Raw genomic sequence first — 25,721 nt, forward strand, 5'->3', positions numbered from 1 at the left:
TCATGGTTGGTTTTTTGCGCAACCTGCCGATCGGCACGAAGATCATCGCGGCGATTCTGCTCGCCAGTACCCTGTCGCTGATGGGGGCCGCGGTGGTCATCATTGGCTACGAAGCCAATACCGCGCGTGATCGCATGTCGGCTGAACTCCTCAGCCTGGCCAGGCTGTTGGCGGTCAATACCGAGGCTGCGTTGAGTTTTAACGACGAGGCCGCGGCGGCCGAAAACCTTAACTCGCTGGTGGCGCAGCCGCATATCGTCAGCGCGGCGGTTTATTCGAGCGACGGCTCGCTGTTTGCCAAATACCGTGCTTCGCCTCTCTTCGAGGTTCCTGAGCAGGCGCCGACACCCGGTGAGCGTTTCAGTAGCCAACAGCTCGAGTTGGTTTATCCCATCGGGCCACAAGACGACCCTGCAGGTGTCGTTTACCTGAAGACCGATCTGGCGCCACTGACTGCATTCATCAAACGGTACGCGTTAATCGTCGTCGGCATGTTCGGCGCAGTCTGGCTCTGCGCTGCGCTGTTGGCAGCTTTATTACAACGGGTCATTACCGCGCCGATTCTGCGCATCGTCGAGGTGGCGCGGGCAGTCACTGATCGCTCCGATTACAGCCTGCGTGCCGACAAGCAAGGCACCGATGAGATTGGCGACCTTTCTGACGCGCTGAACCAAATGCTGGCGCAGATCCAGACGCAGCATCAGCAGTTGGAAAAGACCTATTTGGACCTGGGCGTCAAGCACGACAGCTTGCTCAGCGAGATGAGCGAACGGCGCAAGGCCGACGAGGCTCTGCGTGCACTCAACGCCGAACTTGAATCGCGCGTGGCCGCACGCACGGCTCAGCTCGAGGAGAGTAACCATGAGCTGGAGAGCTTCAGCTACTCCGTCTCGCACGACCTGCGTGCGCCGTTGCGCGGTATGGATGGTTTCAGCCGGATCTTACTTGAGGAATACGCGCCCCGACTCGATGCGGAGGGGCTGCGGCTGATCGGGGTGATCCGCCAGAATTGCGCAAGCATGGGCCGGCTGATCGACGACCTGCTCGCTTTCTCGCGGCTGGGGCGCAAACAGCTGAGCAAAACGAAGGTCGATATGGGAGATCTGGTCGCCGATGTGATTGCCCAGCTGGCCGCAGTGCCGGGCGAACACTTGCCATCGATCGAACGGGGGCCACTGCCTACTGTCGCCTGTGACCCATCGCTGATTCGACAGGTTTGGACCAATCTCATCGCCAATGCCGTTAAATTCAGCAAAGGCCGGAACACTCCGCAAATCCGGATATGGGCTGAACAGCGGGGCCGCGAGCAAGTTTTTGTCGTTGCTGACAACGGCGTGGGCTTTGATATGGACTACTACGAAAAACTGTTTGCCGTGTTCCAACGCCTCCATGGCAACGATGAATTCCCCGGCACAGGCGTGGGTCTGGCAACGGTCAAGCGGATCGTTGTCCGCCACGGCGGCCAGGTTTGGGCTCAGGCCAAGCCCGACCAAGGGGCGACTTTCTATTTCAGCCTGCCAGAAGGGAACGATGATGGCCGTGTCTAACGACATTCGGATACTGTTGATCGAAGACAGTGCCACCGATGGGGAATTGACCATTCGCGCGCTCGGCAAGCACGGCCTGGCCGAGCGCGTTACCTGGCTCCGCGACGGCGCGCAGGCGTTGGACTATCTGTACAGGAACGGCGCTTATGCCGAGCGCGCCGAAATCCCGCGCCTGCTGATTCTGCTCGATCTCAAACTACCGAAGGTCGGAGGCCTGCGCTTGCTCGAACGCCTCAAGGCCGACCCGGACAAGGCGAGCATTCCTATCATCGTACTCACCTCGTCTGCCGAAGATCGCGACCTCGAAGAGGCCTACAGGTTGGGCGTCAACAGCTACCTGGTCAAACCATTGGAATATCAGGCATTTATGGATGTGGTGAGTCACGCCGGCTGGTATTGGGTTCTGAACAACCGGTTACCCTAGCGGCGGTTACAACACCGACTGTGCTGGTCATGCGTTTTTTAAAACTGCGCATGACTGCTGCGCTTTTGGCCGATGTGCAAATATCGTTGGTTGATTCTTGCATCGTTGCAGGAATCTGTAGGGGCGAGCTTGCTCGCGAATTCCTGGCTAGCGCAGGGTCAGGCAAGACACCATTGATTGCGTCGGTGGTAGCTACTACGGTCGGCTGACGTCAGCCCGTCGCACCTTGCTGCCTGGCATCAGTTACGTCCGTAAGCCAAATCTTTCGAACAGCTCAGCTATCCCGCCACCCAAGGCGCTAGCCTGCCGGCAGGCTGCGTTCGAAGCTGGCCCGCAGGGTAAAAATTTCCGACGAACGGCTGCTACTGGAAAGAAACAAGCCATACCTCGACATAGAGCGGGCGCGACGGTGTCGTGGGACACGGAGCCGCTCGCCGGACTTCCTGCGCCGCGTTGCACCCCGGTCGGCTTGCGAACATTCGTCTAGCCTGGCAAGTCGTAGGCAGTTGCCACGCTGATATGAGTGACATGTAGCGTCTTCGCTCAGCAATCTGGCGCAAAGCTCGCATCGCTAGAACAAAAACAATAATTCAGGAGACTTCCCATGCTTCCAAGCAAGTTGGCTTCAGCCTGTGCACGTGCCGTTGTCGGCGTAATGCTAGTTGGTACGATCGGAATTGCCGCTGATGTTCAGGCTCGGTCAAAACCCATAAAACCACCGGTATCGCACAGCGAATCACGTGAGCAGGATTCGCGCATTTTTGTTCCGATCGTATCGCCGCTGGCGGCATTTCCGGGGCTGCCAAGTGAGCGTTGGACCGGCATCTATCAAGGCTCGTCCTACCAAATCGAAGTTCCGCCGAACTGGAACGGCATGCTGGTCATGTACGCGCACGGCTACCGAGGCACAGGACCGGAACTCACCGTCGGGCCACCACCGATCCGTCCATGGCTGTTACAACAGGGCTACGCCTGGGCCGCTTCCAGTTACAGCAAGAATTATTACGATGTGCGCGCCGGCGTCGAAGATACCAATGCCCTGGCGCTAGCCTTCAGCAGCCTGACAGGCAAGCCGCAGCCGTCCAAGACCTATATCACCGGACATTCAATGGGCGGCCACGTCGCGGCAGCGGCAGTAGAGGCCGAGACATACGCTACTGCCAATAACCCGGTGCGCTACAGCGGCTCGGTGCCCATGTGCGGTGTCACTGGCGATGTCTATGAGTTCGAGTACCTGATGAATTTCACCCTGGCCGCGCAGCACCTGGCTGGACTGGGGCCAACCACGTTTCCGGCGACCGATTTCCAGGCAAAGCTGCCGCAGATCATCGGTGCGCTATGGAACACCTACCCAACCGATCCATCGCCGCAGGGCTTGAAGCTCGAAGGCATCGTGCGTGAGCTCAGCGGCGGCGAACGTCCAATTTTCGCCGAAGGTTTCCGCACAAGTTTGCAGAGTGTGGTGCTCGGTACAGGCGGTCGGGATGGTTCGGTTGACGGGATACTCGCCGACTCGCTCACCGGCAATCTCGCCACGCGCTACCAGTTCGATACGCGCAAGGCGATGTCCCGGGAAGAGCGCGAGTTCAACGATTCGATTATCCGTGTGATCGGCCATCCGCCAGCCAACAGCATCCGCCCGGACGGCCTGCGCTGGATTCCAGTAGTAAACGGCCAGTTCAACGTCCCGGTGGTCAGCATCCACACGCTCGGTGACCTCTACGTGCCGTTCATCCATGAGCAGATCTACCGCCGCAACGCTGTAGCCAACGGCAACGGCGACCTGCTGGTACAACGTGCCATCCGCGCACCCAGTCACTGCGACTTCAGCTACCAGGAACAGGTCGAAGCGATGGCAGCGATGCTGCAATGGGAACAGCAGGGCATCAAACCGGCCGGCGACGACGTCATAAACCCACGTGTCGTCGCAGATCCCGCCTACGGTTGCCGGTTCACCCGTAACGAAGGTGTTCCAACGCGTGCGTTGCTGCCGGCTTGTCCTGAGAGTTGATGCAATAGCGTCTTGAGCGAAGAAAGCCCTGCGTGTGCAGGGCTTTTTATATCTGAAATCTCACTCAGGCGTTCCCCTGCCACGATCCACCGTGCAGGCTCGAGTTGCCCCAGCTCCGGAGAGCATTCTGCTTGATGCTCGATATTTTCCAATCGCCCTGTATGTCATCGAAGAGGAATTCATAACTTCCACACGAGTGGAAGAAATCGCCTGAGCCGGCAGAGTCAAAACGAAGAATCAGATAGTTGCATCGCGCACTGACAGTACGCTCATCTGCACCACGCGCGATAAGAAGGTTGGAAAAGCTATGGTGCTTGGCCAACCTATCAACCGCATTCTGCCGGCGGCTAACGAAGTCTTGGCCACTCATCGTCGTGGGCTGCTCCCGACCCGAGGACGAGTAATCAATCGCCACCAGAGGCGCAAGGCATTCGACCATGGCAGGCCAGTCCCGCCGATCAAAGGAAAGGAAAAACTGACAGAGGAGGTCGTTGATCTGCAAGAAGATGGTCGTATCTATGGCTTTCAAAAATATGCTCCGGTGGATAGCTAATATTCAATAACTCAGCACTGCACAGCTAGTGCGGGGACAATGAACGGATAAGCGAGTCAGCTCGGTCTGTCACGTTATTTGACCTATGCCGCTCCAGCGAGAGCTGCGGGCGCAGCAACTCATGTGCAAGCGTATACGTGAGCATCCGCACCGGCATGTTCAAACCGGACGAATCCAAGTTCGCCAAAGGTGTCGTCTGTGAGCTGCCGTACCCAACCGACGACACCCGCTACATCACTCGCGCTGCTATCGCCGGGCTGGAGCTTATCTATGAAGGCTTTCCTTCAGCGAGGTTGTATTGCTGATCGGCCTGTGCCAGCGCGGCGAATACACCGATGACTCTTCACCGAAATCCAACCCGCCGCAACGCCAAGTGGGTACGCAATGCCCTCAGGCTGGGCCGCGTACCACTGGGGGATACAGCTGTTTTACTGTTGGAGAACGCTGGTTATGTTGCCGCTACCGTTCTGAACGACGCTCGCTGAATTACTGCCAAGCGATTGAGCTTGCGTCAGGAAAGCCTGGTTGCCGTGACCCGTTTGGCTGATGAGCGCTTCATGGGCGTGAAATTCTTGGCGGGCTTCTATCTGGTTATAAGACCCAACCTGAACGATATCCAGGCTGTTGTTGTTTCCAACCTGCGACGTTACCACCGTGTTGTAATCGCCTTCTGAGTATCCGGTTAAGCTACTGTTCTGCCCGGCCATGTAGGCGTCAAGCTCGTTTCCTGTGCCACGTTGTATATAGTCCAGCGAGCTGTAGCCGCCACCAGCTTCGATCTGCGCGATGTTGGCGACACCAATTTGCTGTAGAAATACATCGGCGGCAGGGTAGCGTCCGGAGAACTGCTGTATGTTCGCCTGGTTGGCGATGCCGTTCTGTTCGACCACAGCGAAACCACCACCAATGCCGGTGCTTACCTGTTCCAGCTGCACTAGGTTAGCCGTACCGGTCTGCTGAATTTCTGCGGTGCTGAAGCCGGACTGGTCCACTTGGACGATGTTGCCTTGACCGATCGACACCACGTCAAGCTGGTTGCCTACCCAGGCCTGCCTGGCATTGAGTTGGTTGCCAGTACCCTCCTGATGGATAGTCGCAGTAACGGCAAGCTCGTCACGAGACTCATGCTGTTCGAGCGCGGCGCTATTTGCATTCCCTGTCTGATAGATATACGCGCTTGCCATCCCGGGCCGGCTTCCATTCACCTGATAAATTTCGGCGGTATTCAGCGCTCCTACTTGCTCGATGCTTGCCTGACCACCCTCGCTGCTGGTGCCAGATTGGTTAGTGAGTGCGCTGTTCTCCGTGCCGTTCTGCAGGATGAAGGACCGCTGCATGACGCCGCTCTGCGTCTGTTCTGCGCTGTTATCAATGCCGTTCTGTTCTACCTCAGCCACACGTTCGTTGGCTAATACGCTGCCGCTTACCGCGAATAAAAGCGCTGCAGTTAAAGGAGTGATTTTAGACATTGGAATCTCCTGTTCGCATTGGATTAGCTCCGTACATCACAGGCGAAGCAAGGAGAGTGTTGTCGGTCCGTTCAGGTTGCGGTATAGGTCAAAAGAGCCAAACGGTGGCTGACGGGGATTAGCTCCTTTCCTCGTGCATGCCGGCCTTTTTTGCAGTGATCATGTATTTGCCACAGTTCCCAGCTGCGGTTTCGTCTATGGCATGTAGTTGTTGGCAGCTGCGCATGCGGGCTGGTATCGGCTGCCCGTCTGCTTGAAGGCGACCTCGGCACCTTTCGGCGTTCGCGGTAGATCAGGGCCGCGTTTGTAGTTTTGGCACACACTGTTGAAGTCGATCTGGTCGTTTACGACTGCCCACTTGAACTGTCCGCCGACGCGCTGTCTGTTATAGCCCGCTCTCTCAGCTCCAATTGCTTAGGTGGGTCTGACGGCTTACGGAGCGCGTCTGCCTGCTGTTGGATGAGTTCGCAGCGTAGTAGCGAGCCGGGGGATGGCTGCATTTTGTTTACGGTGGGGCGGGCGTGCAGTTGTCGTCGCTGGGAACAATACCGACGCGAACTCACTGGTCCTGCCAAAGCGATGGTATCTGGAGCGGGCGAAGGGAATCGAACCCTCGTCATGAGCTTGGGAAGCTCAGGTAATGCCATTATACGACGCCCGCGCAGGCAGCCTTTGTACCAGAAGGGCGGGGCGAGTTGAAGCTGATGAAGTGGTTTTCCCCGTTGTTTCAGGTCTGCTCGATTTCCTCTGGAGTCAGGCTGCGGTATTGGCCGGGGGCGAGGGTGGGATCGAGCTGCAGCGGGCCCATGCGTTCGCGGTGCAGTCTGGTGACCTTGTTGTTGAAGTGACCGAACATGCGTTTGACCTGATGGTAGCGGCCTTCATGCAGGGTCAGGCGTGCCTGATGCGAGCCGAGCAGTTCGAGCGCGGCGGGCAGGGTAGTGAGGTTCTCGAAGCGGAAGTAGAGGCCTTGGGCGAAGCGCTCGACGCAGATGGGGTCGATGGGGTCTTCGGTTTCGACGAGGTAGGTTTTGCCCAGCAGGCTTTTCGGTTGGGTCAGGCGGCGTGACCATAGGCCGTCGTTAGTGATGACCAACAGCCCGGTGGTGTTGAAGTCCAGCCTCCCGGCGATGTGCAGTTCGCCCTTGTCCGGTTCATGTAGCAGGTTGAGTACCGTGGGGTGCTGCGGATCGGCGGTGGCGCTGACGCAGCCAGCCGGCTTGTTCAGCATAAAGAACCGCGCGGGTTTGCCTGCCTGCAACACCTCGCCGTCCAGCTCGATACGGTCGAAGATGCGGACATCATGGGTGCCGTCGCAAACGGTCGCTCCATTCACCGAAGCACGGCCCGATGCCAGCAGGAGACGCGCTTGGCGATGACTGCAGTCGGGCAGGTTGGCAAGGAAGCGGTCGAGGCGCATCAGGGTTTTGCTGGAGACTCGCCGCGAGCGCAGCGCGGGCAGATGCAGGCTTTATTCAGCGTGTCGTCCGGAATCCGTTCACGGGACTCGGGGGATATCTCGGCGCTAAAGCACCAGCACGGCTGAGTTGCGGTAGCCGGGTTGGACAGGCTGCATTGATTCGACTGGCCGCAAACTGGGCATTTACTGGGATCGGGTGTCTGGTTCATTACCGCCTCCGGGGAATGTCAGCAGCTCGCTGTGGTGAGACGGTCGTTGGGGAATCGAAGCGGGAGCCCGGCGTTGCGCCGGGCTCCCGTGCTGTTACGTCGTTACTTAACGCGCTGACCAGGTTTAGCGCCGCTGTCGGGGCTGAGCAGGTAGATCTCTTCACCGCCAGGGCCGGCGGCCAGCACCATGCCTTCGGAGATGCCGAACTTCATCTTGCGCGCGGCCAGGTTAGCGACGTACAGGGTCAGGCGGCCTTCGAGCTTGCTCGGGTCTGGGTAGGCGCTCTTGATGCCGGAAAAAACGTTGCGCTTGGCGTCGCCGATATCCAGGGTCAGGCGCAGCAGCTTGTCGGCACCTTCGACGAACTCGCACTTCTCGATCAACGCGATGCGCAGGTCAACCGCAGCAAAGGCGTCGAAGGCGATTTCGGCGGCGATCGGCTCCTTGGTCAGTTCGCCATTGCCTTGGGCTGGCGCAGCGGTTTCAGTGGAGGCGAGGTCTTCCTTGGATGATTCGATCATGGCTTCGATTTTGGCAGGCTCGATACGGGTCAATAGCGGGGTGAAGGCGTTTAGCTGATGGTTGCTTAGCAGCGTCTGAAGGTCAGTCCAGCCCAGCGGCTCGACGTTCAGGAAGCGCTCGGCGTCGGCAGCCAGGTTTGGCAGCACTGGCTTGAGGAAGATTACCAGCTGACGGAACAGGTTGATGCCGGTGGCGCAGATCGCCTGGACTTCATCCTGCATGCCGTCCTGTTTGTTCAGTGCCCAGGGCGCCTTATCGGCGATCCAGGCATTAGCGCGGTCGGCCAGCGCCATGATCTCGCGCATGGCACGGGCGAAATCACGGTTCTCGTAAGCGTCGGCAATGGACGGTGCTGCCGTCTGGAAGGCGTCGGTCAGTTCCGGTGCGGCGTTGCGGTCGACCATCACACCGCCGTTGCCCTTGTGGATGAACCCGGCGCAACGGCTGGCGATGTTGACCACTTTGCCGACCAGATCGGAATTGACCTTTTGCACGAAATCTTCGAGGTTCAGGTCTAGGTCGTCCACGCCGCGGCCGAGCTTGGCCGCGTAGTAGTAGCGCAGGTATTCCGGGTTCAGGTGATCGAGGTAGGTGCGCGCCTTGATAAAGGTGCCGCGCGACTTGGACATCTTCTGCCCGTTCACCGTCAGGTATCCGTGCACGGCGACGGCGGTGGGCTTGCGGTAGCCGGCACCTTCGAGCATGGCAGGCCAGAACAGGGTGTGGAAGTTGATGATGTCCTTGCCGATGAAGTGGTACAGCTCGGCGCTTGAGTCTTTGTTCCAGAATGCATCGAAGTCCAGTTCTGGGCGGCGCGAGCAGAGGTTCTTGAAACTGGCCATGTAGCCGATGGGCGCATCCAGCCAGACGTAGAAATACTTTCCGGGCTCGTCGGGGATTTCGAAGCCGAAGTAGGGCGCGTCACGGGAGATGTCCCACTCGTGCAGGCCGCCGTCGAGCCATTCGGCGATCTTGTTCGCCACCGAATCCTGCAGGCTGCCGCTGCGGGTCCACTCTTTGAGCATCGCCTCGAAGTCGGGCAGCTTGAAGAAGAAGTGCTTGGAGTCCCGCAGCACCGGCGTGGCGCCGGAGATGGCCGAGCGTGGGTTCTTGAGTTCGGTGGGCTCGTAGGTGGCGCCGCACTTTTCGCAGTTGTCGCCGTACTGGTCCTCGGCCGCACACTTCGGGCAGGTGCCCTTGATGAAGCGGTCAGCGAGGAACATGCCTTTTTCAGGGTCGAAATACTGGGTGACCGAGCGCGTGGCGATGTGGCCGGCGTCGCGCAGCTTGGTGTAAATCAGCTCAGACAGCTCGCGATTCTCTTCCGCGTGGGTCGAATGGAAGTTGTCGAAGTCGACCAGGAAGTCGGCGAAGTCGGCGCTGTGTTCGGCCTGCACATTGGCGATCAACTGCTCGGGCGTGATGCCTTCCTTTTCGGCGCGCAGCATGATGGCCGAGCCATGGGCGTCGTCGGCGCAGACATAGATGCACCGGTTGCCGCGCAGCTTCTGAAACCGCACCCACATGTCCGTCTGGATGTACTCGAGCATGTGGCCAAGGTGAATCGAACCGTTGGCGTAGGGCAGGGCACTGGTAACGAGGATCTGACGGGCTTCGGACATGGGGGAAATCTGCAGTCGGGGTTGCGAAGTTAGTCGGACACTATAAAGGTGCGAGGTTTTTTTTTCACCCGCACTGGCGCGGCTGGTGCCGGTCGAATACCGAGTGCCGCGCCATGTTGACGCGGTTGATGGGCCCATACGGCACCACGGGGTAAGATGCCCGTCTGTTTTACTAGGTTTTCTTGGGAGTAGTCATGACCGTCACACGCGAAGCTGTCGAAGCCGTACTGCGTCAGTACACCGACCCGAACCTGAACCAAGACCCGGTGACCGCCGGTTGTGTACGTTCCATCGAAGTTCAGGGCGATCGCGTCGGCGTGCAGCTCGAGCTGGGTTATGCCGCCGGGCTGTTTCGCAGCGGTTGGGCGCAAATGCTCGCGATGGCGATCGAGCAGCTCGAAGGCGTGACGCGTGCTGATGTCCAGGTCGACTGCGTAATCAAGCCACACAAGGCGCAGGACCAGGTGCCAGCGCTGGCCAATGTGAAGAACATCATCGCGGTGGCTTCCGGCAAGGGCGGTGTTGGCAAGTCCACCACGGCGGCCAATCTGGCGCTGGCGCTGGCGCGCGAAGGGGCGCGTGTAGGTGTGCTGGATGCGGACATTTACGGGCCGAGCCAGGGCATCATGTTCGGCATCGTCGAGGGCACGCGCCCGCAGATACGGGACGGCAAAGCCTTCATCCCGCTGGAAGCGCACGGCGTGCAGATCATGTCGATGGCGTTTCTGGCCGACGACAAGACTCCGATGGTCTGGCGCGGCCCGATGGTTTCCGGAGCCTTGCTGCAGCTGATCACCCAGACGGCGTGGAACGATCTCGACTATCTCGTGGTGGACATGCCACCGGGCACCGGTGACATCCAGCTGACCCTGGCGCAGAAAGTGCCGGTGGTGGGCGCGGTAATTGTCACTACGCCGCAGGACCTGGCGCTGCTGGATGCCAAGAAGGGCGTCGAGATGTTTCGCAAGGTGAACATTCCGGTGCTTGGAGTGGTGGAAAACATGGCCATCCACATTTGCTCGAACTGCGGCCATGCCGAGCATCTGTTCGGTGAAGGCGGCGGTGAGAAGCTGGCAGAGCAGTACAACGTCGAGCTGCTGGCCTCGTTGCCGCTGTCGATGGCAATCCGCAGTCAGGCCGATGCCGGCAAGCCAACCACTATCGCCGATCCGGAAAGCCAGATCGCCATGATCTATCAGCAGATGGCGCGCAGCGTTGGGGCGCGGATTTCACAGAGCGGCCAGATCATTGCGCAGTCGATGCCGAACATCGTCGTCTCCGACGATTGACCCGTGAGCGGGCGGCGCTCGTGCGTCGTCCGCTGCCGGGCCGCTTGATGCAGCAAATCGCAGGCATAAAAAAGCCCCGCCGAAGCGGGGCTTTTTCAGAGAAACTTCAGGTTAGATAACCTGAACTTCCTCAGCTTGCATGCCCTTCTGGCCGCGGGTAGCGACGAAGGAAACTTGCTGGCCTTCTTTCAGGCTCTTGAAACCGTCGCCCTGGATGGCGCGGAAGTGTACGAAAAGGTCGTCACCGGATTGCGGAGTGATGAAGCCGAAGCCTTTCTCATCGTTGAACCACTTAACGGTACCGGTTTGGCGATTGGACATTTGAAATGTCTCCTTGAACAAGGTGTAGAGATAATTTGAACGGGCAAATACCCCGAACGGTGACTGTGTGCAAGGAGTTAGGAGTCGTAGCAATGATCGGATCGAAATCTAAACATGTAGCGATTCACGGTGACACATGCAGCAGCAGCCAATGAAAGATACTCCATTTCTGTCGCAATGCGAGCATTATTTTCATATTCCGCCAAAGCGTCAGAGATGCAGCGCATCGTACTGGCTCAGGGGCTTTGAACCGGCTTCGTGGGCTCGGTAAGATGCACGCCTTTCTTTGACAACTACCAGCCAAATCAGGACGCCCGCCATGAGCATCAAATCGGACAAGTGGATTCGCCGGATGGCCCAGGAGCACGGCATGATCGAGCCCTACGTCGAGCGCCAGGTGCGCGGCGAGGGCAGCGAGCGCCTGATTTCCTATGGCGTGTCCAGTTATGGCTACGACGTGCGCTGTGCCGATGAATTCAAGGTGTTCACCAACATCAATTCGGCGACGGTCGATCCGAAGAACTTCGACGAGAAAAGCTTCGTCGACATCAAGAGCGATGTCTGCATCATCCCACCGAACTCGTTCGCTCTGGCCCGTACCGTCGAATATTTCCGCATTCCGCGTAACGTTTTAACCATCTGTCTTGGCAAGAGCACCTACGCCCGTTGCGGCATTATCGTCAACGTGACGCCGCTCGAGCCCGAATGGGAAGGGCACGTGACGCTGGAATTCTCCAACACCACCACATTGCCAGCGAAGATCTATGCCAACGAGGGCGTGGCGCAGATGCTGTTCCTGGAGTCGGATGAAGAGTGTGAGACGTCATACCGCGATCGCGGCGGCAAATATCAGGGCCAGCGCGGTGTAACGCTGCCTAAGGCATAAAGCCTTTCAGGAACCCCTGGCTACTTTATCGATGCGGACGGTAGCTGATGCTGCCGCCCGCATTGTTGTTTCAGGGGTCGGCTCGTCGCTCCGTTCATCACCAAGGTAGCGTTTCGCCCTGATAGTCGATGAACCGATGGCCACCCTGGCCGGCAGCGCGCGTGACCTGCTCGACCATGCCGCGGCAACTGGTTTCGATATCCAGTGGCGCTTCCGCTCCGCCCATATCTGTCTTGACCCATCCCGGGTGCATCGAAAGCACAGTTAGGCCCGTGCCTTCTCCGAGACCTGCAACGAAGGTTCGTGTCAGATGGTTGAGGGCCGCCTTGCTCGCGCCGTACAGCGGCATGCCCATCCCCGGGCCGGTTTCGACGCTGCCCATAATAGAACTCATGAAAGTAATGACGCCCGAGTGCGAGTCGAGCAGGGGCAGCATGCGCTTGGCCAGTCGCACCGGCGCGATTGCGTTGGTCATGAACAACTGGCTGACGTTTTCCGGCGTAGCGGTGTCGGCCGAGAGCGCGCGTGAGCCAGCAATCCCTGCGTTGATGTAAAGCACATCAAGTGTGATGCCGGACAATCGCTGGGTGAGGGCATCGACCCTTGCGGGATCGTCTATATCCAGCGCTTCGATACGGATATTCGCGATGGCCTTCAGCGCATCCGCGCGCTGCGGGTCACGAAGGGTGGCGATCACTTGCCACCCTTCGCTGGCGAACTGCTTCGCCAAACCCAGGCCGAGGCCACGTGACGCGCCGATGATCAGAATTGTGTTGGGCATGGAAAGAGCTCCGAAATAGACGGGCTATAAGCATAGCTAATGCTGCTGCAGTGCCTTTTTAATCTCGCAGGTTTCGTGCGTTGTACCGCTAGAACGAAAAATGCCCGCATCACCAGGATGCGGGCATTTCGGTTGCGAGTGTCACGGGACTAGCCGTCCCATGTTGCAAGCCAGGTGACTCAGCCGGCGAAGTTCTTCGCGACGAAGTCCCAGTTGACTACGTTCCAGAATGCTTCAACGAACTTCGGACGCGCATTGCGATAGTCAATGTAGTAGGCGTGTTCCCAGACGTCGCAGGTCAGCAGCGGCTTGTCGCCAGCGGTCATCGGGTTGCCGGCACCGATGGTGCTCGCCAGGCCGACGCTGCCGTCGGACTTCTTCACCAGCCAGGCCCAGCCGGAGCCGAAGGTGCCGATGGCGGTCTTGGTGAACTCTTCCTTGAACTTGTCGAAGGAACCGAAGGAGGCGTTGATGGCATCAGCCAGAGCGCCGGTCGGCTGGCCACCGGCGTTCGGTGCCATGCAGTTCCAGAAGAAGGTGTGGTTCCAGACCTGAGCGGCATTGTTGAAGATGCCACCGGACGAGGTCTTGATGATGGTTTCCAGGTCCTTGCCTTCGAACTCGGTGCCCGGGATCAGGTTGTTCAGGTTGGTCACGTAAGCCTGGTGATGCTTGCCGTGATGGTATTCAAAAGTCTCGGCGGAAATGTGCGGCTCAAGGGCATTCTTTTCAAACGGAAGCGGCGGCAATTCGAAAGCCATGGTGTATCTCCTGCTCAGGTGTCGAGAATAGATGCGGCTCGGAAGGAGGCAGCTGCGCTGTTGACCAGCGCCTCGCGGAACGGAGAAAACTACTGCACTGATGCTCGTCCGTTTACGCCTGTCTTTCCCTTCGCTCGCTACATGCGTGCGCAATCTTTCGGCCGTTCACGGGCGGCCGTAATGGCGGGCTGAAGCGTTCCACTCCATGCCCGCGAACCAGGGATCATAGCACCCGGCTTGCGGCAAAACCACGCGACAACTGTGTGGAAAAGCCGAGGCCAGAGCTTGTCGCTTGGGCTCGCTCAGGGCGGGGTGCTGCATGGGACCCTCTGCGTGGACCTCCGCTTACAGCAGGCGTTCCTCAGGTGAGGATAACCAGTTGCGCAGCGATGGCGAACATCATTCCCGCCACGCCCAGATCAATCAGCCGCCAGGTCAGCGGCCGTGCGAGCCAGGGCGCCAGCCAGGCGCCGCCAAGGGCGAGAATGAGAAACCACAGAGTCGACGCACTTGCGGCACCGAGCGTATAGGCGCCGGGCTCGGGCTGCTGGGCACCGAGCGAGCCGATCAGCAACACCGTGTCGAGATAAACGTGTGGATTGAGCAGCGTGACCGCCAGCGCGGCGAGCAGCACGCTCTGCAACGAGCGTGGGCCGCGTTGCGCGTCCTCCAGCAGGGCTTGTGGACGTGCCGCGCGGCGCAAGGCGATAACACCGTAGTACAGCAGAAACATCACGCCACCCCAGCGCGTGATCTGCAGCAACAGCGGACTTTCCGCCAGCACCGCGGCGAGGCCGAACACGCCGATGCTGACCAGCAGAATGTCACAAAGGATGCAGAGGACGGCTACGGGCAGATGGTGTTCTCGGCGCAGGCTCTGTGCCAGGACAAAGGCGTTTTGGGCACCGATGGCTATGATCAGTCCTGCCGTCACCAGTAATCCGTTGAAATAGCTCTGCCACATAGTCGCTCTGCCTGTTCGCATTCGAATGAATGCTCACAGTCTCGGTGGCTCTGTCGTATAAGAAAAACGAAATATCTTAATGCTATATAAGGAAATCTGATGTTCGATTACAAACTGTTGGTCGCTCTGGCGGCTGTGGTCGAGCAGTCTGGATTCGATCGCGCCGCCCAAGCGCTGGGGCTGTCGCAATCGGCAGTGTCCCAGCGCATTAAGTTGCTGGAGGCCCGGCTCGGGCAGCCAGTGCTATTGCGCGCTGCGCCGCCTCAGCCGACTGAAGTGGGTCGGCGTCTGCTCAATCACGTGCAACAGGTGCGTTTGCTGGAGCGCGATCTACAGGGGCAAGTGCCGGAACTGGATGAGAGCCGCCTGCCGGAAAGGCTGCGTATCGCCCTCAATGCCGACAGTCTCTCGACCTGGTGGGCCGAGGCGGTCGCGCCGTTCTGCACGGCGCATGGGGTGGTGCTCGATCATGTGCTGGAAGATCAGGCGGTGGGCCTCAAACGCATGCGGGCGGGGGAAGTGGCGGCCTGCGTGTGCGCGGTGGAGCGTCCGCTGGCCGGCGCGCGCAGTCAGTTTCTCGGTGCCATGCGCTATCGCGCCCTTGCCAGTCCGGCCTTCATCGCCCGCCATCTGAGCGGCGATCCGCCGACGGAGGCTCTATTGCGGGCGCCAGCGATAGTGTTCGGTCCTGATGATCAATTGCAACGTCGCTATCTGGCCTCGCTGGGTCTCAGCGGTGCCTTCAGTCATCACCTGTGTCCGTCGTCCGAGGGCTTCGTTCGCTTGCTGCAGAGCGATCTTGGCTGGGGTCTAGTACCTGAGCTTCAGGTACGCGGTGAGCTGGCTAGTGGGGCGCTAGTCGATGTGTTTCGCGGCAAACCGATCGATGTGCCGCTCTATTGGCATCATTGGCGCAATGGCGGCGAGTTGCTCGCCGAACTTACCCAGCAACTCACGCGCTCGGTCAGGCAATGGCTGGTCGATTGAGCGTGTTCAGGCCATGATTCGCTGGCCGCGATAGATGCGCACCGATGGTGTGTAACCGTTGCTGCTTGCGGAAGGAGAAGGTTTCGCCAAAACGGGCGGCGGCATATCGCTGTAGGCGGCCAATTGTCTGCCAAGGTCGCGGGTAGTTTCGTCACTGGAGCCTAGGCATGCCGTCAGCATCGCCATGATGGCGTCGGGTTGGCTCAGGCGGATATCAAGCTGTTGTTCTTCGCGTAACCGGCGGCGAAGAGTCTGCATGCAATCGAGTACAGCCTTGTTGAACTCCATGATGATTCGTTCCTCTTAGTTCCGCCTCAGCCGCCCGAATCCCTAGGCCCGACATCCTTGTCGGCAAATGCTATCCACTGGCATGACTACCAAAGCAACAGGCGTACCAAGCTTCGGTTTTCGGCGCATTTCGCATCAGAATTTCGCTCCAAGCCCGGCGTGGCTGGCTTGGGTATGTATAGGATTTCTGTTTTAAGAGCGGGCCAGCGCTGTTGCCTATTAACCGCTGCGGCGCATTGCACATCCTTGAATCGTGGCAACGCCTGCGCGCTTGCAGATGGTGCGTTTATCCATCCTCTCATCGCTGAAGTGACGCTGCTGAATCGTTATACTGCGCGTTGACTCTCGCTTCGCGCCATCAAAGGTATCCCATGCGCAACGATGCTCACGACGAACTGGACCATGTACCCAGCCTGACCGCTGGCCGTGACCGCGATCCCTATCCCGCGCCGGAGCTTGAGCCGATCAGCAAGCCCGTGGAAAGCCGCTCGGATGATGGGCGATCACGGCAGAAGCGCCGCGGCGTCAGCACCGCACCGCTATGGGTGATGATTGCGGCGCTGTTCGCCGCATTGGCGGCACTGGGCTGGTGGAGCATGCAACAGATCTCCCGGCTCGAGGCGCAAGTGGTCGCCACTCAGGAAAGCTTCGCGCGGATCAGCGAAGACGCGGCAGGCAGGCTGCAGGATATCTCCGGAAAGATGGTAGCGACGGAGTCCAGCGTCACCACTGAAGGCGAAGCGTTGAAACTGCGCATCAAACAGCTTGAGAAGCAGGCGCTCGATCTGGCGGAGCAACAGCGCGCCATCACTACTCAGCAGCAGAGCCTGACGGGCAAACAGGGTAATCAGGATCAGCGCCTGGACGAACAGGCCAGGCGGGTCGAAGCGGTAGCGACAGACGTGCGTAACCAGCAGGGCACAGCCGCGACCCTTGCCGAAGGCCTGAAAGGGCTGACCAGCGAGCAGGCGGCGCTGAATTCCACGGTGAACGAACTGAAGGGCTCATCCGACAGCATCGACAAACTTTCCGCTCGATTGGATGGGATGAGCAACGACATCGCCGCGCTGAAACAGCGAGGTGATTCCAATCCGGCAGTCAGCCGCCTCGAACAGGAGGTGCTGATTCTGCGCAGCGAGCTGGACAATCGACCGGCCGCCACGCCGGGTGTGAATATCGGTGAGTTCGATGCATTCCGCGCACAGATGACGCGCAACCTCAGCACCCTGCGAGGGCAGATCGCCAACCTGCAGGAGCAAATCGATCGCCGCTAGGCTTCGGCGCTGGTTCGCGATGAATCGTAAAAAAAGCCGCGGCGCAATGAACGCAGCGGCTCAGCCAGAGCAAGCCAAACGAGAAGAGGTATTACAGATCCAGCGCCAGGGATAGGCCGATACCATGGTTACGGTTGTCGTTACCCTGGTAGTTGTAGTTGGCGCGAACGCTGAGTCCCGCTGTGAGCTGATGCGCGACACCAACGCTGAAGCGTGTCTGATCGCCGGTGGGAGTGGCGCCGGGCAGCTCGAAGCTATTGTTCGGTACGCTGTTCAGCGACATACGCAGATCGTCACGTTCGTCATCCTTGCGTTCGACCTCGCGTGCGACTTCACCAAAAAGGCGAGTGCGCTCGGTCAGCGCATAGCCGCCAAATAGACCGAGCGACAATCGCAGCGAGTCCAACTCCTGGTCTTCATAGGTCAGTGCGGTAGCGCTGGCGCCTTTTTCGCTATAACCATCGACTTCGATTTTCTGATAGCTGGCGCCGATGAACGGGCCGAACTGAAGGCGTTCGCCCTGTTGCATCAGGTTGAAGCCGGTTTTGCCCGAAACGCCCCAAAGCATTCCTTCAGTACTTCCCTTCTCGGAGCGCTCGGCGACGCCGAGGGCGAAGGTGCGCTCGAGATCATCGTAGTCCAGGTAACCGGCACTCACACTGAAGTCAGCGAACAGGCGTTCCTGCTGGAAGCTGGCGAATGCCGTGGCTAGGTAGCTGCGCATGTCGTAATCCGAGTCTCCCTCGCCCAAGGTCAGCGAGTTCTGTCCCAGCCCAAGGCTGAGCCCTGCCAGCCAGTTGTCGCTGACTCGGTTGGTCGCACCGATCGCAAGCGTTGGGTTGTCCCCATCGCCACCGCCGAAGCCGTCGTATTCCGGACTGTTGTAGCCACCCTGTACGAAGGTGCGCCAGGCACCGATCGATTGCCAATTACCGCGCTGCACGGTCAGCTCGTTGTCGAGCATCTGCAGGTGATTGCGCAAGGCCGAGCGGCCCATTTCAGGCAAACGCGAAACCTCAGCCGGCGCGGAAAGAATTGAATAGATGTAGTCGGCACTGATCTGATGAACTGCCGTGGTGGGGTGCACCTGGTCATTGAATAGCAGGCGGCTCGGATCGGCGTTGGCGGTGCCCAGACCGTAATTGGGGTCGAGCGGGCAGTTGCCCCCGTCGAAGCACACCGCGGTCTGATCGATGGTCGGGTCGAATCCATAGCGGGCGAGGTCCGCGCGAACTTCCGAGAGCAGCAGTCGGTTGTTCAGCAGCACGTAATTGCCACCCTGCGCCTGGAGTCCAGCGGAAAGTTCAGCGTTGAACGTGTCGCTCAGGTCGTTCAGCACCGTGCTGAAGCCTGGCAGGCTGTTGCCCAGAGGGGTATTGCCAACGTCCGGCAGGTCGGAGATCACGATATAGCGCGCGCCGGCCGCCTGAAGTGCACCCACAGCCGCGACCATATTGGCGGCTGATTGCGCCATCGTGATTGGGATGGGGGAAGTCCCTTCGACGAGCTGAAAAATATCGTTGGCGCCGCCATTGAGGTAGTACAGCCCGTTCGGGTCGACTTGCGGGTTTTCCACCAGATAGCCGGGACGACTGCGAGACAGACCAGTGCCGGTATCGACGATCGACCTATCGTTCAGCGAGTCGAGGATCTGATCCGAACGGTAACCACCCACGGCATAGTTGGTACCGTCCGGATTGCCGGTCAACAGCGCTGGCAGCAGGGGTGTCGAGGGCAGCGACTGCAGGCCCAGGCGATCGGCGAGTACCTGGGTAACAACCTGCCCTGCATATTCGGTGTTGTTCGGCGCGTACGTCGGACCGGTGCGGTTGGTGAAGCGCAGACCGCCGGTCGGCAACCCGTTTTGAAGTGGGCTGGCCAGGTCGGGAAAGTTACCGGCATCACTGAGTGAGTCGCCAAAATTCACGAATTGACTGAATGGCCCTGTGTCGGCTGCGGCCGTCATTGACGCACAGCTCAGTAGCACTGCGAGGGCAAGGGGTGTGCGAGCGCTTCGCATCAAAAATCTCCTATTGTTGTTTTTGTTGGCTTCGTGGTCGGCGACTGCTTCAGCCCCTGACCACTCAAACTAATAACTCGGAGGGGTATGTCATAAGCGCTCTAAAGCGTCATTTTTCCGGTCGAAACTCTGTCGCTCTAACGGATTAATGAGCCGGGGGCGAATCAGCATTCAGTGACCGTTCACACCGAACACATGCTTGAGGTACGCAACGAAAGCTTCGTCGCGACACATGGTCTTGCCCGGGGAGTCGGATATTTTCGCCACGGGCTGACCGTTGCAACTGGTCATCTTGATCACCATGTTGGTCGGCTCGACGCCCGGGATGTCGCAGGTCAGTTGCGTGCCGATACCGAAACTGGTGTTGCTGCGGCCTGCCAGGGAGCGGTAGATGCCAAGCGCCCTGGGAAAGTCGAGACCATCGGAGAACACGAGTTGCCGTGTCATCGGGTCGATGCCAAGACGGCGGTAATGGGTGATGGCCTTTTCCGCCCATTCGACTGGGTCACCGGAATCGTGGCGCAGGCCGTCGAACAACTTCGCCAGGTACAGATCGAAATCGGCCGTAAAAGCATCCATGGTGATGCAATCGGTAATGGCGATGCCCAGCGCGCCACGGTATTCGCGCGCCCAGCAATCCAGCGCCGCGCTTTGGCTGTCGATGAGCCTGGGACCCAGTTGCTGGTGCGCCATGATCCACTCGTGAGCCATGGTTCCCATGGGCTTTAGATCTAGTATGCGGGCGAGGTGAACATTGCTGGTGCCGACGAAATTGCCGGGGAAACTGCTCTTCAGACGTTTGACGACCGTAGCCTGGACCGCAAAGGAAAAGCGTCGGCGGGTGCCGAAGTCGGCGAGGTTGAACCCGGCGAGTTCCTCATCGGTGGCTTCGTCGCGCAGCCACTGAAGTTTATCTTCGAGCCGCTCCTCGGCTTGCTCCAGGGTTACATGGGGGTAGCGCGCTCGATTGCGGACTTCGCTAATGATCGCCAGCAGTGGCACCTCGAAAAGAATCACATGCAGCCAAGGGCCGCGCAGGTAGACCACCAGTTCGCCCGCTTCGACCTCGACCCGCACGTAGCGCAAATCGAAGCGAAACAGCCCGAGGAAACGGATGAAATCCGGCTGCATGTAGGGGATACGTTCGAGGAAGGCGAGTTCTTCCTGATTGATTCTAAGCGCGGCGAGCGCCTCGATCTGCTGGCGAATGTCGCTCAGGTAAGGCGCAAGGTCTTCCTCGGAGCGACTGCGAAAGGCCCATTCGACTTCAGCGTTGGGGTAGTGATGCAGCACCGCCTGCATCATCGTCAGCTTGTAGTAGTCGGTGTCCAGCAGGCTCTGGATGATACGGTCGGAAAAGGCGCTAGCGCTCATTGACTGCTGCTCCTGTTTGCCGACATGTATCAGGCCCCGCCGATACCTTCGACCACCTTGCCGGTACCGCCACAGTTTTGGCATTCACCGGACTCACTGCGGCCGCTGCCGTTGCACACCGGGCAAGTATCTTCACCGGTGCCGGGCGTACCAGGCGGCGCTTGATCACCAGGATTGGTTGTCACCGTTTCGTTATTAGCTTTGATCATGTCGATACGGTTCCTGCAGTGGTTTGGTATGGCTGAGTTACTCGATTTGTCGAGAATTTGTGTGGATTGATTTAAAACAAATTTAATATTAAAAGTGTCGGCTTATTGTCGTAGGCAAAACTGTCCTTTTATTTTGCCGTAACGATGAAAAATTAAATATGAAACAAAAAGGCAAAGGTATTTAACCTTTGCCTTTATTTTTAGCGACACACATTAGCTGTTGCTGTTTCGACCACCGCCGTGGCTGTTCTGGCCGCCCTTACGGCCTGCTTCAGAGGCCTTTTCGCGGTCGTTTGCGAAGTTGCCGCCGCTATTGTGGCCGCCCTTCTTGCCAGCTTCCGACGCTTTTTCGCGGTCGTTGGCAAAATTGCCGGGATTCTTGTTTGTCATGTCTTTTTCTCCTCGATGGATAGAGACTTTCTGCAGGGCTGCACAACTTCATCAGCCTTCATGGTTTGAGAGTTAGGTTCCGCCTCTGGAGTTTCCAGCAAAGAACAAACGGCAGACGAATGGTTATCTACAAATATCGTGGGGTTATGGCGTTATGAAGGCACAGCGAAACGGCACGCTTTGAAAGTTTGCATCTTGAACTAGACATTATCCACGAAGGAACTGCCTGAGTTCGGATGGCTAAAGGGCGCATCACGTAACCGACCTTCAGCGCGGCGGCCGAGATTCCTGCAGCCACGCCGTCTGGCTAATTACTCCAACGCCGAAGCCGGGCCGAAGAATTCAAAGCGGGTCTGATGCTCCGGAACTCCAAGCGTTCGCAGCTGCCGGCGAATCGCCGCCATGAAGGGTTTAGGGCCGAGGAAATAGGCATCCAGGTCGCGATCGGCTGGTAGCCAGGCGTCCAGCCTCTCTTCGGTCATCAGGCCCACGGCGTCCGGCTGGGCTTCGCTGCTGTGGTGCTCGTCATAGCAATAGAAGCGCTTGAGCTGAGCATGTTGCTCGGCCAGCGCATCGATAGTCTGGCGGAACGCATGCGCATCGGCATTGCGTGCGCAATGGATGAAGTGGATCGGCCGGTCGGTGGTGACGGCCTCCTCAAGCATCGCCAGAGTTGGGGTGATGCCAACACCGCCGCTGATTAGCGCTAGTGGCTTATCGCTAGGCTGCAGGGTGAACTTGCCAGCCGGAGCGAACAGGTCGAGGCTCTGACCTTGTTCCATTCCATGCAGGGCGTTGGAGGCTACGCCGCCGGGCTCGCGCTTGACACTGATGCGGTAGTTGCGGCCGTTGCTGGCTGCGGAGAGCGAATAATTGCGGCGTAGCTCCTGCCCGTCGACTTGCAGGCGCAAGCCGATGTATTGGCCAGGCTTGTGAGCGACGACCGCGCCGCCATCTTCTGGCTCCAGATAAAAGGAGACGATTTCGGCGCTCTCGACTACTTTGCGGGCAATCCGGAAACGCCGGGCGCCGCGCCAGCCACCGGGTGCGTCAGCGGTAGCGCTATAGCGTTGTTCTTCGGTGCTGATGAGGATGTCGGCAAGTTGCCCATAAGCTGCGGCCCAGGCCTCGATCACTTCATCTGTGGCGATTTCGGCGCCGAGTACCTCGCGTATGGCCCGCAACAGGCAGGAGCCGACAATAGGGTAGTGCTCCGGCAGTACCTGCAGAGCCACATGCTTGTTGACCACTTGCGACACCAGTCCACCGAGCTGATCCAGGCGATCGATATGCTTGGCATACATCAGCACACCATTTGCCAAGGCGCGGGGCTGATCGCCGCTGGCCTGATGCGCCTGGTTGAACAGGGGGCGCACTTCGGGGTGCTCGGCAAGCATCAGTTTGTAGAAATGGCTGGTGAGCGCTTCGCCACCGGTCTCCAGCAGCGGGACGGTGGCTTTGATCAGGGCACGTTGTTCAGCACTGAGCATGGTGAACTCCAATAGTGGGGAAATACCGCCCATGTATTGCGCAGCCATCGCGCAGTACGGACAGGTTGCGCATCCCTTTCAATATCTGTTCCAGCTTGGAATCGGCCTGAAATCGGGGCTTTAGCGTGGGGATGGTGGTTATTACCATAATCGGCTCGGTAATTTTTACCCTGTCAGGTGATAAGTACCTGCGTCGATATGCCGAACGAACCGCTACGCGTGCCAGCGTTCTATAGCTTTGACTATCGATTAGCTTACGGAGGCAACATGGAGAACTACCACATCACGCATGACGACGACCGTTGGGTGCTGCGCGAGGAGGGTGACAAGCGGGCACTGCTCGAGGCCACGACCAAGGAGGACATCATCAACGAGACCCGTGACTATATGAAACTGCGTACTGCCTCGGTGAAAATCCATACCGCTGACGGACAGATCGAAGAAGAGCGGACCTACCCGCGCGACCAGGACCCGCGCGCGACCAAGGGTTGAAGGTCAGACCGTTTGCGTTTCAAGCTGGCGCTGGATCAGTCGAGTACCCAGCGCCACCGCCCAGCAGGCAAGGATGAAGGGCATGGTCAGCGCTGGAATACCCAGTTGATCGAAGGCCAGTTTGCAAATTATCGCCAGTGCGATGCCCAGCGCTGGTGCCAGCGCCGAGCGGTGCACCTGGCTCAACGCAAGAGCCGCCAACGCCGGGTTATACCCAGCCAGCCCCGCTAGCGCCTGTGGTTCCGTTGCGCCGGTCAGCAGGGCGCAATACACCCCAACTGCCGAGCCACAAAGCGCCCACAATCCGGCGCGCCTGTCCGCAACCAGTATCGCTAGCAGCAAACAGAGTCCGGCTCCGGCCTCGCCGAGAAACATCACTTGCCCAACGCCGCTTGCCATGGCGCCCACCGCGCCCCATCCGTCCAGCCTGGGCTCGGGCAGGCGTGCTTCTGCGACCGACTCGAGCATGCCCGCCACTACCAGCACCAGCCAGCCGAGCAGAACGAAGCACAGGGTGAAGACTGCTGGCCCGCCGCGCTCGCGCATGGCGCGCAACAAATATCGCTGCAGCGGGCTCGACAGCGCTCCGGCAACCACCACCAGGAACAGAGCCAGCGGTGATGAACCCAGTACAAGCGTGACCAGCAGCCCCAAGAGCGCCGGGTTATAGCCGTAGAGCCCGGATTCGATGTCCTGGCGCGCATACCCCAGCAACCGGGCGGCGAGGGTTCCGCTGAGCAGACCGAGCAGCGTCCCAGCCAGCAGAGAGGGCGCGTAAAAGGTGATGGTCATGAGCATCAGCAACCCGCAGGTCGGATTGGCGTGCAGGAAAATCTGACTGACACCGTTGAGCACCGCGTGTGACGCGTGCGGTAGGAAAGTACGGCGCATTTGTGAGGTTTTGAGAACCGGTGAGAGAAGGGCGGCGGTTTAATGCGAATGCCGCCTGCATCGCATATTGAGATGCAGGCGAATGCCAGCTTGGTTGAGCTAGTTGAGCGTCTCGATACGCAGCGAGTTAGTCGTTCCCGGTTGTCCTAAAGGCACCCCAGCAGTGATCAACACCGTGTCACCGGTGCCAGCCATGCCTTGGGCACGAGCCAGCTCCAATGCGTTCAGACAGACATGCTCCATGTCCTGCATCGGCGCATCGATCATCGAATACACCCCCCAGGCCACAGTCAGTTTGCGGGCTGTCGCCAGGTTTGGCGTCAGGCTGAGAATCGGCGTGCTGGGCCGCTCGCGCGAGGCGCGCAAACTGGAGCGCCCGGACTCGGTGTAATTGACCAGTACCGCCACGGGCAGAATGCCGCAGATACGGCGGATCGCGCAGCTGATGGCGTCCGGCAGAGTCGCCTCGGCGTTTGGACGGTGTACATCGAGTTGGGCTTGGAAATCCGGCCCGCTTTCTACTTGGCGGATGATCTTGCTCATCATGCTCACGGCTTCCAGCGGATAGTCGCCCGAGGCGGTTTCCGCCGACAACATGACCGCGTCCGCCCCTTCGGCTACCGCATTGGCCACGTCCGTAACTTCGGCGCGGGTCGGAGCGGGGGAGAAGCGCATCGATTCGAGCATTTGGGTCGCCACTACCACCGGTCGGCCGAGCTGGCGGCAGGTGCGGACGATGTTCTTCTGGATACGCGGAACGTTTTCCGCCGGTACCTCAACGCCGAGATCGCCACGCGCGACCATGATCGCGTCGGACAGGCGAGCAATCTCGCGCAGGTGCTGCACCGCCGATGGCTTTTCGATCTTGGCCATGAGGAAGGCGCGGTCGCCGATCAGCCCGCGTGCCTCGTGAATATCCTGCGGTCGCTGAACGAAGGACAGCGCCACCCAGTCAACGCCCAGTTCCAGGCCGAAGGCCAGGTCACGGCGATCCTTGTCGGTCAGTGGGCTCAGTTCCAGCACCGCTTCTGGCACGTTGACACCTTTGCGGTCGGACAGCTCGCCGCCAGCAACCACGCGCGTGTCAATGGCGTCGGCATGCTTGGCGATTACCGTCAGACGCAGCCGGCCGTCGTCTACCAACAGGCTCATCCCCGGCTGTAGTGCATCGATGATTTCCGGATGCGGCAGATTAACCCGGCTGGAGTCACCTGGCGTCGGGTCTAGATCCAGACGCAGGGTTTGACCGCGAACCAGTTGCACCTTGCCTTCGGCAAAGCGACCGACGCGCAGCTTGGGTCCCTGAAGGTCCATAAGAATGCCGATCGGCTGATTGAGCTGACGTTCGACCTCGCGAATCCAGGCGAAGCGCTCAGCATGATCGGCATGCTCGCCGTGGCTGAAGTTGAGGCGGAACAGATTGACCCCGTTTTCCACCAGCTCGCGCACATCATCGATGCTACGAGTGGCCGGTCCCAGGGTGGCGAGGATCTTGACCTTCTTGTCGGGTGTCATGGCAGGCTCTA

General features: G+C 59.3%; 25 protein-coding genes, 1 tRNA gene and 1 pseudogene. 9 read left to right on the forward strand and 18 right to left on the reverse strand.

Annotated features, from left to right (window positions below):
* The first annotated feature begins 2 nt into the window (after window positions 1-2).
* The 3 genes from NAV33_RS15195 to NAV33_RS15205 all read left to right on the forward strand — a co-directional run bounded on the left by NAV33_RS15195 (window position 3) and on the right by NAV33_RS15205 (window position 3,982).
* Window positions 3-1,547, forward strand: a complete 1,545-nt coding sequence (locus tag NAV33_RS15195) for a sensor histidine kinase (protein ID WP_255981488.1) — start codon at window positions 3-5, stop codon at window positions 1,545-1,547.
* The gene (locus NAV33_RS15200) at window positions 1,540-1,971 is read left to right on the forward strand and encodes a response regulator (protein ID WP_255981490.1); all 432 of its coding nucleotides are present in this window, start codon (window positions 1,540-1,542) and stop codon (window positions 1,969-1,971) included. Before NAV33_RS15195 ends, NAV33_RS15200 begins: the two co-directional genes overlap by 8 nt.
* Window positions 1,972-2,575: 604 nt before the next feature.
* Entirely contained in the window at window positions 2,576-3,982 is a 1,407-nt protein-coding gene (locus NAV33_RS15205; RefSeq protein WP_255981492.1) for an alpha/beta hydrolase, read from the forward strand.
* Between the two features lie 64 nt (window positions 3,983-4,046).
* On the opposite strand, the gene NAV33_RS15210 is transcribed toward NAV33_RS15205, so the two are convergent.
* On the reverse strand, window positions 4,047-4,511 hold the full coding sequence (locus NAV33_RS15210) for a nuclear transport factor 2 family protein (protein ID WP_255981494.1): 465 nt from the start codon (window positions 4,509-4,511) through the stop codon (window positions 4,047-4,049).
* A 124-nt stretch (window positions 4,512-4,635) separates the two neighbouring features.
* Between NAV33_RS15210 and NAV33_RS15215 the strand changes: the two are divergent.
* Window positions 4,636-4,942, forward strand: a pseudogene (locus NAV33_RS15215) (propanediol utilization protein); the annotation flags it as partial.
* 21 nt (window positions 4,943-4,963) lie between these two features.
* Here NAV33_RS15215 and NAV33_RS15220 read toward each other — a convergent pair.
* From NAV33_RS15220 to metG, 5 genes are all read right to left on the reverse strand, one after another.
* Entirely contained in the window at window positions 4,964-6,004 is a 1,041-nt protein-coding gene (locus NAV33_RS15220) for a hypothetical protein (protein WP_255981496.1), read from the reverse strand.
* A 587-nt stretch (window positions 6,005-6,591) separates the two neighbouring features.
* A tRNA-Gly gene (locus NAV33_RS15225) sits at window positions 6,592-6,665 on the reverse strand.
* A 66-nt stretch (window positions 6,666-6,731) separates the two neighbouring features.
* The gene (locus tag NAV33_RS15230) at window positions 6,732-7,424 is read right to left on the reverse strand and encodes a pseudouridine synthase (RefSeq protein WP_255981497.1); all 693 of its coding nucleotides are present in this window, start codon (window positions 7,422-7,424) and stop codon (window positions 6,732-6,734) included.
* Window positions 7,424-7,633, reverse strand: coding sequence for a cysteine-rich CWC family protein (locus NAV33_RS15235; protein WP_255981499.1), 210 nt, complete (start codon window positions 7,631-7,633; stop codon window positions 7,424-7,426). The genes NAV33_RS15230 and NAV33_RS15235 overlap by 1 nt, the downstream gene beginning before the upstream one ends.
* A 102-nt stretch (window positions 7,634-7,735) precedes the next feature.
* Entirely contained in the window at window positions 7,736-9,778 is a 2,043-nt protein-coding gene (gene metG / locus NAV33_RS15240) for a methionine--tRNA ligase (protein ID WP_255981501.1), read from the reverse strand.
* Between the two features lie 194 nt (window positions 9,779-9,972).
* Here metG and apbC point away from each other — a divergent pair, with 194 nt between their 5' ends.
* Window positions 9,973-11,067: an iron-sulfur cluster carrier protein ApbC gene (gene apbC, locus NAV33_RS15245; protein WP_255981503.1), complete on the forward strand. Its 1,095-nt coding sequence runs from the start codon at window positions 9,973-9,975 to the stop codon at window positions 11,065-11,067.
* 111 nt (window positions 11,068-11,178) lie between these two features.
* On the opposite strand, the gene NAV33_RS15250 is transcribed toward apbC, so the two are convergent.
* A complete protein-coding gene (locus tag NAV33_RS15250) occupies window positions 11,179-11,388 on the reverse strand; it encodes a cold-shock protein (protein ID WP_003282211.1) in 210 nt (69 codons plus the stop codon).
* A gap of 319 nt (window positions 11,389-11,707) precedes the next feature.
* Here NAV33_RS15250 and dcd point away from each other — a divergent pair, with 319 nt between their 5' ends.
* On the forward strand, window positions 11,708-12,274 hold the full coding sequence (gene dcd, locus NAV33_RS15255; protein ID WP_255981505.1) for a dCTP deaminase: 567 nt from the start codon (window positions 11,708-11,710) through the stop codon (window positions 12,272-12,274).
* 97 nt (window positions 12,275-12,371) lie between these two features.
* Here the strand turns inward: dcd and NAV33_RS15260 are convergent, their stop codons facing one another.
* From NAV33_RS15260 to NAV33_RS15270, 3 genes are all read right to left on the reverse strand, one after another.
* Window positions 12,372-13,055, reverse strand: coding sequence for an SDR family oxidoreductase (locus NAV33_RS15260; RefSeq protein ID WP_255981507.1), 684 nt, complete (start codon window positions 13,053-13,055; stop codon window positions 12,372-12,374).
* A gap of 179 nt (window positions 13,056-13,234) precedes the next feature.
* A complete protein-coding gene (locus NAV33_RS15265; protein ID WP_255981509.1) occupies window positions 13,235-13,816 on the reverse strand; it encodes a superoxide dismutase in 582 nt (193 codons plus the stop codon).
* A 361-nt stretch (window positions 13,817-14,177) separates the two neighbouring features.
* The gene (locus NAV33_RS15270) at window positions 14,178-14,780 is read right to left on the reverse strand and encodes a LysE/ArgO family amino acid transporter (protein WP_255981511.1); all 603 of its coding nucleotides are present in this window, start codon (window positions 14,778-14,780) and stop codon (window positions 14,178-14,180) included.
* 99 nt (window positions 14,781-14,879) lie between these two features.
* On the opposite strand from NAV33_RS15270, the gene NAV33_RS15275 reads away from it, so the two are divergent.
* Window positions 14,880-15,767 (forward strand): LysR family transcriptional regulator ArgP, encoded by an 888-nt coding sequence (locus NAV33_RS15275; RefSeq protein WP_255981513.1) that lies wholly within the window; start codon window positions 14,880-14,882, stop codon window positions 15,765-15,767.
* 6 nt (window positions 15,768-15,773) lie between these two features.
* On the opposite strand, the gene NAV33_RS15280 is transcribed toward NAV33_RS15275, so the two are convergent.
* Window positions 15,774-16,055 (reverse strand): hypothetical protein, encoded by a 282-nt coding sequence (locus NAV33_RS15280; protein WP_255981515.1) that lies wholly within the window; start codon window positions 16,053-16,055, stop codon window positions 15,774-15,776.
* 371 nt (window positions 16,056-16,426) lie between these two features.
* On the opposite strand from NAV33_RS15280, the gene NAV33_RS15285 reads away from it, so the two are divergent.
* A complete protein-coding gene (locus NAV33_RS15285) occupies window positions 16,427-17,329 on the forward strand; it encodes an ATPase (RefSeq protein WP_255981517.1) in 903 nt (300 codons plus the stop codon).
* Between the two features lie 91 nt (window positions 17,330-17,420).
* On the opposite strand, the gene NAV33_RS15290 is transcribed toward NAV33_RS15285, so the two are convergent.
* From NAV33_RS15290 to hmpA, 5 genes are all read right to left on the reverse strand, one after another.
* On the reverse strand, window positions 17,421-19,349 hold the full coding sequence (locus NAV33_RS15290) for an autotransporter domain-containing protein (protein WP_255981519.1): 1,929 nt from the start codon (window positions 19,347-19,349) through the stop codon (window positions 17,421-17,423).
* A 171-nt stretch (window positions 19,350-19,520) separates the two neighbouring features.
* Window positions 19,521-20,723 carry a nicotinate phosphoribosyltransferase gene (gene pncB / locus NAV33_RS15295; RefSeq protein ID WP_255981521.1) on the reverse strand — a complete coding sequence of 401 codons (1,203 nt, stop codon included), beginning with the start codon at window positions 20,721-20,723 and terminating at the stop codon, window positions 19,521-19,523.
* 29 nt (window positions 20,724-20,752) lie between these two features.
* The gene (locus tag NAV33_RS15300) at window positions 20,753-20,932 is read right to left on the reverse strand and encodes a hypothetical protein (protein ID WP_255981523.1); all 180 of its coding nucleotides are present in this window, start codon (window positions 20,930-20,932) and stop codon (window positions 20,753-20,755) included.
* 213 nt (window positions 20,933-21,145) lie between these two features.
* Window positions 21,146-21,322 (reverse strand): general stress protein, encoded by a 177-nt coding sequence (locus tag NAV33_RS15305; protein WP_272887379.1) that lies wholly within the window; start codon window positions 21,320-21,322, stop codon window positions 21,146-21,148.
* Window positions 21,323-21,633: 311 nt separating this feature from the next.
* Window positions 21,634-22,812: an NO-inducible flavohemoprotein gene (gene hmpA / locus NAV33_RS15310; RefSeq protein WP_255981525.1), complete on the reverse strand. Its 1,179-nt coding sequence runs from the start codon at window positions 22,810-22,812 to the stop codon at window positions 21,634-21,636.
* Between the two features lie 267 nt (window positions 22,813-23,079).
* Between hmpA and NAV33_RS15315 the strand changes: the two genes are divergently transcribed.
* Window positions 23,080-23,304, forward strand: a complete 225-nt coding sequence (locus tag NAV33_RS15315; protein WP_255981527.1) for a DUF2188 domain-containing protein — start codon at window positions 23,080-23,082, stop codon at window positions 23,302-23,304.
* A gap of 3 nt (window positions 23,305-23,307) precedes the next feature.
* Here NAV33_RS15315 and NAV33_RS15320 read toward each other — a convergent pair whose 3' ends face one another.
* On the reverse strand, window positions 23,308-24,195 hold the full coding sequence (locus tag NAV33_RS15320) for an urea transporter (RefSeq protein WP_255981529.1): 888 nt from the start codon (window positions 24,193-24,195) through the stop codon (window positions 23,308-23,310).
* Window positions 24,196-24,294: 99 nt separating this feature from the next.
* The gene (gene pyk / locus NAV33_RS15325) at window positions 24,295-25,710 is read right to left on the reverse strand and encodes a pyruvate kinase (protein ID WP_255981531.1); all 1,416 of its coding nucleotides are present in this window, start codon (window positions 25,708-25,710) and stop codon (window positions 24,295-24,297) included.
* Window positions 25,711-25,721: the final 11 nt, after the last annotated feature.

Origin of the sequence: Stutzerimonas stutzeri (genome assembly GCF_024448715.1) — a bacterium.
Taxonomy (GTDB): domain Bacteria; phylum Pseudomonadota; class Gammaproteobacteria; order Pseudomonadales; family Pseudomonadaceae; genus Stutzerimonas; species Stutzerimonas stutzeri_AR.

Excerpts from the sequence above, each read along its gene's own strand:
- NAV33_RS15315 (WP_255981527.1), top strand. The coding sequence starts at position 23,080 with ATGGAGAACTACCACATCACGCATGACGACGACCGTTGGGTGCTGCGC.
- NAV33_RS15260 (WP_255981507.1), bottom strand. The coding sequence starts at position 13,055 with ATGCCCAACACAATTCTGATCATCGGCGCGTCACGTGGCCTCGGCCTG.
- NAV33_RS15275 (WP_255981513.1), top strand. The coding sequence starts at position 14,880 with ATGTTCGATTACAAACTGTTGGTCGCTCTGGCGGCTGTGGTCGAGCAG.
- NAV33_RS15265 (WP_255981509.1), bottom strand. The coding sequence starts at position 13,816 with ATGGCTTTCGAATTGCCGCCGCTTCCGTTTGAAAAGAATGCCCTTGAG.
- metG (WP_255981501.1), bottom strand. The coding sequence starts at position 9,778 with ATGTCCGAAGCCCGTCAGATCCTCGTTACCAGTGCCCTGCCCTACGCC.
- pncB (WP_255981521.1), bottom strand. The coding sequence starts at position 20,723 with ATGAGCGCTAGCGCCTTTTCCGACCGTATCATCCAGAGCCTGCTGGAC.
- NAV33_RS15290 (WP_255981519.1), bottom strand. The coding sequence starts at position 19,349 with ATGCGAAGCGCTCGCACACCCCTTGCCCTCGCAGTGCTACTGAGCTGT.
- NAV33_RS15250 (WP_003282211.1), bottom strand. The coding sequence starts at position 11,388 with ATGTCCAATCGCCAAACCGGTACCGTTAAGTGGTTCAACGATGAGAAA.
- NAV33_RS15285 (WP_255981517.1), top strand. The coding sequence starts at position 16,427 with ATGCGCAACGATGCTCACGACGAACTGGACCATGTACCCAGCCTGACC.
- NAV33_RS15320 (WP_255981529.1), bottom strand. The coding sequence starts at position 24,195 with ATGCGCCGTACTTTCCTACCGCACGCGTCACACGCGGTGCTCAACGGT.
- NAV33_RS15235 (WP_255981499.1), bottom strand. The coding sequence starts at position 7,633 with ATGAACCAGACACCCGATCCCAGTAAATGCCCAGTTTGCGGCCAGTCG.
- NAV33_RS15300 (WP_255981523.1), bottom strand. The coding sequence starts at position 20,932 with ATGATCAAAGCTAATAACGAAACGGTGACAACCAATCCTGGTGATCAA.
- NAV33_RS15280 (WP_255981515.1), bottom strand. The coding sequence starts at position 16,055 with ATGGAGTTCAACAAGGCTGTACTCGATTGCATGCAGACTCTTCGCCGC.
- dcd (WP_255981505.1), top strand. The coding sequence starts at position 11,708 with ATGAGCATCAAATCGGACAAGTGGATTCGCCGGATGGCCCAGGAGCAC.
- pyk (WP_255981531.1), bottom strand. The coding sequence starts at position 25,710 with ATGACACCCGACAAGAAGGTCAAGATCCTCGCCACCCTGGGACCGGCC.
- NAV33_RS15305 (WP_272887379.1), bottom strand. The coding sequence starts at position 21,322 with ATGACAAACAAGAATCCCGGCAATTTTGCCAACGACCGCGAAAAAGCG.
- NAV33_RS15230 (WP_255981497.1), bottom strand. The coding sequence starts at position 7,424 with ATGCGCCTCGACCGCTTCCTTGCCAACCTGCCCGACTGCAGTCATCGC.
- apbC (WP_255981503.1), top strand. The coding sequence starts at position 9,973 with ATGACCGTCACACGCGAAGCTGTCGAAGCCGTACTGCGTCAGTACACC.
- NAV33_RS15205 (WP_255981492.1), top strand. The coding sequence starts at position 2,576 with ATGCTTCCAAGCAAGTTGGCTTCAGCCTGTGCACGTGCCGTTGTCGGC.
- NAV33_RS15270 (WP_255981511.1), bottom strand. The coding sequence starts at position 14,780 with ATGTGGCAGAGCTATTTCAACGGATTACTGGTGACGGCAGGACTGATC.
- NAV33_RS15220 (WP_255981496.1), bottom strand. The coding sequence starts at position 6,004 with ATGTCTAAAATCACTCCTTTAACTGCAGCGCTTTTATTCGCGGTAAGC.
- hmpA (WP_255981525.1), bottom strand. The coding sequence starts at position 22,812 with ATGCTCAGTGCTGAACAACGTGCCCTGATCAAAGCCACCGTCCCGCTG.
- NAV33_RS15195 (WP_255981488.1), top strand. The coding sequence starts at position 3 with ATGGTTGGTTTTTTGCGCAACCTGCCGATCGGCACGAAGATCATCGCG.